This window comes from Erysipelothrix sp. strain 2 (EsS2-6-Brazil) (assembly GCF_016617625.1).
In the GTDB taxonomy this organism is placed as follows: domain Bacteria; phylum Bacillota_I; class Bacilli_A; order Erysipelotrichales; family Erysipelotrichaceae; genus Erysipelothrix; species Erysipelothrix piscisicarius.
Genome location: NZ_SBAR01000003.1, coordinates 168,605 through 174,850, shown reverse-complemented (window position 1 = coordinate 174,850; position 6,246 = coordinate 168,605). Strand labels below are relative to the sequence as shown.

Here is a 6,246-nt window from a genome sequence, read left to right as displayed (position 1 = left end):
TCGTTCCTTTAGGTATTCCTGTTTCTTGTGATAGTTTCGCAGCACTTATATGTTCATCAATATGACGTGTAACGACTTTAATACGATCCTCATAAGTCCATTTATTATTTAATCCGCCTTTGGGTCTTCCCATCATTAATACCTCCGTTTTATCTCTGATTTTATTATTACACAAAAAAAGTAGACAAGTCTTTTTTACTTGTCTACTTTTAGTTTACTACTCCACCTTTAAGGAGCTATTTCTTTTTTTATACCTATTTTAATTAGAATTGAATTCATGATTTTAAAGAGTTCATCCTGATATTTCGTAACCTCATATGCGATTAGAATACCCAACAACGTCCCTACCAAAACATCCGATGGATAATGAACATAAGCATAAAGCCTTGAAAATGCCATGAGAATCGCTAAAGTGAGATAAATAGGCTTGTATTTAATATGATTAAAGTACAGAATCATTGCAACCGCAAATGAACTGGCTGCATGGCCTGAAGGAAATGACGATCCTCTCGGAACCGAGATGATTAAATCTACGGGATTAGCGTAAAAAGGTCGAGGACGCATGACTATTGGTTTAATAATGCCGCTAATTAAGACCACTTCTATCGCAAGCGCAATGAGCCCTAAAATTGCGATTTTACGTGTTTTTTTCATTATAAATAAGATTATTAAAATGATAAACCAAATCTCACCATGATCACCCAATGATGTAAAGAGCGCAAAAAAACGATCCAACATCGGTGTGCGCAAAGTCTGTATCCAGTTTAAGATTGATAGTTCCATATTTATCACCCTATTCATCATACCAAATCCGAATTATAAAGTGTGGATTCTGACATAAAAAAACCGCTATTTCTAGCGGTCAAAGATTGTTTCAGCATGATTGATACTTACTTCACGGCCCAAGTCCGTTAATTTAATGATATCTCGATCAATCGTAACATACTTTTTCATTTCTAAACTTTCAATAATTTTTTGTATCTTTGTTTGAGACCAGTTGAGGTGTTCATAAATACTCCATACACCCGCTTCTTCTGCTTCTACTTCACTTTCTTCGTGATTAAACAGATGGAAGAGAACTGTAAGTTCAGCAAATTCGCTTTTTTGTTGGTGACGGCGAATTTTATTTGAAATTAAACCCTCTCGTGGCGAGAAGAGAAATACGATACCAAATGAGATTCCTGTCATCAGTGCCATACTTCCAGCTATTGAAACGTCAAAGTGACTTGCGAATTGATAACCCGTGATGGCATTAAAGATTGCGAACCCAGAACTAATAAGAATCAATTTAACTAAGTCATGTGTCAATAAGAATGCTGTGATTGGAGGTCCAATCATAAATGCGATAACAAGCACCGATCCAACGGCATTAAATGCACCGACAGCCGTTACTGAAATAAGCGTCATTAACGCATAATGTAGGAGTACAGGCGCAAAGCCCAGTGTTGCGGCAAGAAGTGGATCAAAACTTGTAAGTTTTAGTTCTTTAAAGAATATTAGTACAAAGAGTAAATCAACAACGAGTATAACCGACATCGTAACTAAACTCTTTGGCAACTCCATCCCAAGAACGAGCATTGTATCAAATGGCGCGAAAGCAATCTCACCTAATAATACTGCATCGGTATCTAAGTGTACCGAACCTGCATATCGCGTAATTAAGATAATTGCGATACTAAAGAGCAGTGGAAATACAACACCAATTGAGGATTCTTCTGAAAGAAGACGCGTACTTTGCAACATCTCAATGAGGTATACGGTGAGTACACCTGTAATGGATGCTCCTAAGATAAGGATTGGGGAGTTAAAATCATGTGTTATAAAGAATCCGATAACGATCCCCAATAAAATCGTATGCGTAATTGCATCACTCATCATCGCCATTTTTTTAAGAACTAAGAATACACCGAGTAATGAACAGGATAAAGCGACGACAACCGCAATCATCATGATTTGCATTGGAATTGATATTGTCATAACTGATCACCTCGATTTTGTTCGTATTCTAATTTCGCAACACGCGTTAACTTAAAGTACATTGAGTCATCAACCCGTTCGACCATATGTCGTTTCTTGAGATTGTTGAAGAGACGATCAAACGATTTTCCTTCACGATGATGATCAATAATACATGCTTCTTGTAATTGCTCTTTTGTAAACTGTGCATCAATATCAAGCAATTGATGTGTCAATAGATTAATAATTGCCATATCTGCTTCAAATGCTTGTTTTGCACCGTGTTGACGGAGACCTTTGTTAATAATTCCACGTCCAGGAGCAAATAGAAGACTTACAATAACAATACTGCTTGCAATCACGACAACCGCAGGACCTGTAGGAAATTTATTTATGAGAGAACTTACGATGGTTCCTCCAAGACCTGAAATTGCACCAAATACTGCAGCAAGAATTGTCATTCCTGTTAAGGATCGGGTCCATTGTCGGGCAGCAACTGCAGGTGCAATAATAAGTGCTGACATTAAGACAACCCCTACCATCTGTATTCCCATAATAATTGCAGCGACAATAAATCCAGATAATACAATATTAAGAAACTGTGTGGATAACCCAATTGAATGCGCATAAATCGGATCAAATGAGAACACCTTAATTTCTTTCCATAATAAGATCATAAGAACAACCACAACAAGGGTTACCCCTATTACAAAGTAAACATCTCTTTGTAGAATTGTGGCCGCTTGACCAAATAGAAATCGTTCCAAACCAGCTTGTTGTGAATCCGGCATTTTTTGAATATGAGTAAGAAGAATAAATCCTACCCCAAAGAATACCGACATCACAAGTGCCATTGCACTCTCGAAATTTATTCGAGTGTTGTTTGAGATTGAGTTAATAATTAACGTTGCAAGAAGACCTGCAATAAGGGCACCTAGAAGCAATATCTCTGTATTTTTAGTTCCGGTCATAATAAATGACACCGTAATCCCAGCTAATGCTGAGTGAGCAATACTGTCTCCAAGTAAACTTTGTTTTCGAAGTACCGCAAATGTTCCAGTAACTCCGGTAAGAATTCCTAACGCAATCGATCCAAGTGCAACGATTTGAAATGTATAGTTACTAAACAAATCGATAATTGCATTTATCATGATTTTACAATACCTCCTACATCTGTATGGTAGGTAATTTTTAGGTTTTCTTGAGTAAAGGTATTTTGAACAGGACCCCACGCAACAAGTTTTACATTAACAAGTGCTATGTTATCAAAATAACCTTCAATGCTTGTTAGGTCGTGATGCACAACAATTACCGTTTTACCTGCTGCCGCAAGTTCTTTGAGCAATGTCATCAAGATTTCTTCTGTCTTAACATCTACCCCTTTTAAAGGCTCATCTAAGATATAAATCTCAGCTTGTTGTGTTAATGCACGAGCAAGGAAAACACGTTGTTGTTGTCCACCTGAGAGTTGACTAATTTGTCGATCCCGATAAGCACTCATTCCAACACGTTCGAGCATCTCATTTGCGATTTCACGGTCTTCTTTACGTGGGCGTTTAATCCATCCAATATGACCATAACGTCCCATCAAAACGATGTCTTCCACGGTAGCGGGAAAATCCCAGTCAACACTTCCGCTTTGAGGTACATAAGCGATATTCTTATATTCATCCTTTTGATGCTGTCCATTTATTGTTATTTTTCCAGAAATAGGTTTTAAAAGACCCATAATCGCCTTAATCATAGTCGATTTCCCTGCACCGTTAGGTCCAACAATTGCGGTCAATTTCCCCTTTTCAAATTTTACATCACAATCCCATAGAACAGGTTTAACGTCATAAGTGACCGTCAAATCTTCAACTTCGATTGCATATTCCTTCTCTGCCATATTCACACTCCCTTTTCTTTTATTTTAAGTTGTCTACAATTGTATCAACATTAATTTTATACGTCTCGATATAGCTCGCATCTTCTTTTAAGGAGTCCGAATAAATTTCTCCACCAATTGAAACATCAAAACCACGGTCTTTTACTGCTGCTTGTAACGATTCAATTGTTTTCTTAGGTACGCTTGATTCTGTATAAATTGCTTTAATTTTTCGATCAACAATCAAGTCTGAAACTTTATTGATATCTGCGATACCCGCTTCAGATTGTGTTGAAATCCCTTGGATTGCTTCCACATGAACACCAAAGTATCGACCAAAGTATGCGAACGCATCATGGGCTGTAACTAATACACGTTGTTGTTCTGGAATCTCAGCAATACGATTTTTAATGTAAGTATCCATATCTGATAATTCAGATACATATTGTGTTGCATTATTTTGGTAATAATCTTTGTTCTCTGCATCAAATGCTGATAATTTATCCGCTACATGTTGTGCACTTTTTTTCCAAAGATTTACGTCAAACCAAATGTGTGGGTCATGACCCCCTTGTTCTTCATCATTAATGATGTCACTTGGTACAAGTGCATCTTCAAGTTTAATAATGTTTTTACCAGATCCTTCAAGACCCGATAGAACATCATCCAATTTAGCTTCAAGATGAACACCATTAAATGCTACAACGTCCGCTTCTTGGATTGCTTTAACATCACTTGGCTTTGCTTTATACAAGTGAGGGTCAACACCAGCAACCATCATTCCATTAACGGTTACCTTATCTCCACCAATAATTTCCACCAGGTCTTTAATCATTGTTGTTGTCGCAACAACATTAAGTTTCCCCTCTTTTTCAGTCGATGGTTTATCGGGTGCGGATTTACATCCTGTTAATACTAAGAGTGAAACAAGTAAAACTGCTAATATTTTTTTCATACTATTCCTCGCTATCTAATATTACGTAGATTTCTTGTGATGCCTTATGACTTACCGGAACATGACGATTGTCGATCAAGATATGGTGGGGTCCCTCATATGGATCAACTTCCACAACTTCAAACGTTGCACCTAAATTTAATTTCACATGTTCTAAATAATTTAAGAGTTCTTCGTGATCACGTACTTTCGCTAGCACACCACGTTGGCCTTTTTTTAATGAACTTAATGGGACTGACAGATTCGTATCTGCCGTCGCATTTCCATAAATCCGACTTCCGTGAGGACAGTGTTCTGGAAAACCTAGAAATTCATTTAACCGATCTGCAAGGAGTTCTGAAGTACCATGTTCAAGAACTTCCGCATCTTCGTGAACTTCAGTCCATGAATAACCAAGATGCTCTACAAGAAATACTTCCCAAAGACGATGCTTACGAACTAACGTTTTGGCTTCATTTGTTCCCTTTTCCGTTAAAGATAATCCAAGTTGTTTATCTTTAACGACATGATCTGATTCAATAAGCTTTCGAACCATCTCACTTGTTGAAGCAGGAGAAACGCCTAATCGTTCCGCAAGTTCTTTATTGGTTAGCTTTTCATTTTTTTCATTACATGAGTAAATTGTTTTAATATAATCTTCACGATTCGGTGTCATTGCATACCTCTTTCTAATAATTAGGCTAACCTAATTCATTAGTAGTATACACCTAACCTCTATGTTATGCAACCCATTATCCATCATTTTCCTTTCACACACCTTACACACAGTCCCGTGTTACACTAAGATAAAGGAGGTCTTTCTATGAAATATATTTGGCACGGGCATTCATGTTTTGAAATTATTTGTAACAACAATCGTATGATTATTGATCCATTTATTACAGGAAATCCTTTAAGCACGACCGATATCACTGAGATATCCGTGGATGCGATTCTCATAACGCACGCACATGAAGATCACGTGGGTGATGCAGCCCGAATCGCGAAACAAAATAACGTCCCGATTATTTGTATCGTAGAGCTTGCGAATTACTTCGAGGAAGAAGGGCTTGAAACCATTGGGATGAACTTGGGTGGAACGTATCGTCTTCCCTTTGCGTCCATAAAAATGACGCCTGCCCTCCATTCTTCATCTTATAAAGGAAAGGAACTAGGTGTCGCTGCTGGATTTGTCATCGATGATGGGACTTCTCGTTTCTATCATGCGGGAGATACCGCACTATTTAGTGATATGGAACTTATCGGTCCAGTTGACATCGCATGCCTTCCCATTGGAGATCACTTTACGATGGGTATTGAGGATGCAGCTCATGCTACCCACTTTATTTCATCCCAGTACTATATACCTATGCACTATAATACCTTCCCCCTCATTCAAGCGGATCCAGAATTGTTTAAACTAAAATGCTCCCCCAAAAAAGTTATGATCCCCAAAATAGGCGAAATATATCACGTAAACTGACATCTA

7 protein-coding genes are annotated in these 6,246 nt (G+C 37.8%); 1 reads left to right on the top strand and 6 read right to left on the bottom strand.

The window, feature by feature from the left end:
* Nucleotides 1–228 precede the first annotated feature (228 nt).
* From EPJ89_RS03585 to EPJ89_RS03560, 6 genes are all read right to left on the bottom strand, one after another.
* Entirely contained in the window at nucleotides 229–783 is a 555-nt protein-coding gene (locus EPJ89_RS03585) for a phosphatase PAP2 family protein (protein ID WP_161636924.1), read from the bottom strand.
* Between the two features lie 72 nt (nucleotides 784–855).
* Nucleotides 856–1,977, bottom strand: a complete 1,122-nt coding sequence (locus tag EPJ89_RS03580) for a metal ABC transporter permease (RefSeq protein WP_161636923.1) — start codon at nucleotides 1,975–1,977, stop codon at nucleotides 856–858.
* Nucleotides 1,974–3,107: a metal ABC transporter permease gene (locus tag EPJ89_RS03575; protein ID WP_125163845.1), complete on the bottom strand. Its 1,134-nt coding sequence runs from the start codon at nucleotides 3,105–3,107 to the stop codon at nucleotides 1,974–1,976. Before EPJ89_RS03575 ends, EPJ89_RS03580 begins: the two co-directional genes overlap by 4 nt.
* Nucleotides 3,104–3,844, bottom strand: coding sequence for a metal ABC transporter ATP-binding protein (locus EPJ89_RS03570; protein ID WP_200549005.1), 741 nt, complete (start codon nucleotides 3,842–3,844; stop codon nucleotides 3,104–3,106). Before EPJ89_RS03570 ends, EPJ89_RS03575 begins: the two co-directional genes overlap by 4 nt.
* Nucleotides 3,845–3,863: 19 nt before the next feature.
* Entirely contained in the window at nucleotides 3,864–4,778 is a 915-nt protein-coding gene (locus EPJ89_RS03565) for a metal ABC transporter solute-binding protein, Zn/Mn family (RefSeq protein ID WP_161636921.1), read from the bottom strand.
* A 1-nt stretch (nucleotide 4,779) separates the two neighbouring features.
* Nucleotides 4,780–5,433, bottom strand: a complete 654-nt coding sequence (locus EPJ89_RS03560; RefSeq protein WP_125163848.1) for a metal-dependent transcriptional regulator — start codon at nucleotides 5,431–5,433, stop codon at nucleotides 4,780–4,782.
* 147 nt (nucleotides 5,434–5,580) lie between these two features.
* Between EPJ89_RS03560 and EPJ89_RS03555 the strand changes: the two genes are divergently transcribed.
* Nucleotides 5,581–6,240 carry a metal-dependent hydrolase gene (locus EPJ89_RS03555; RefSeq protein ID WP_161636920.1) on the top strand — a complete coding sequence of 220 codons (660 nt, stop codon included), beginning with the start codon at nucleotides 5,581–5,583 and terminating at the stop codon, nucleotides 6,238–6,240.
* Nucleotides 6,241–6,246 lie beyond the last annotated feature (6 nt).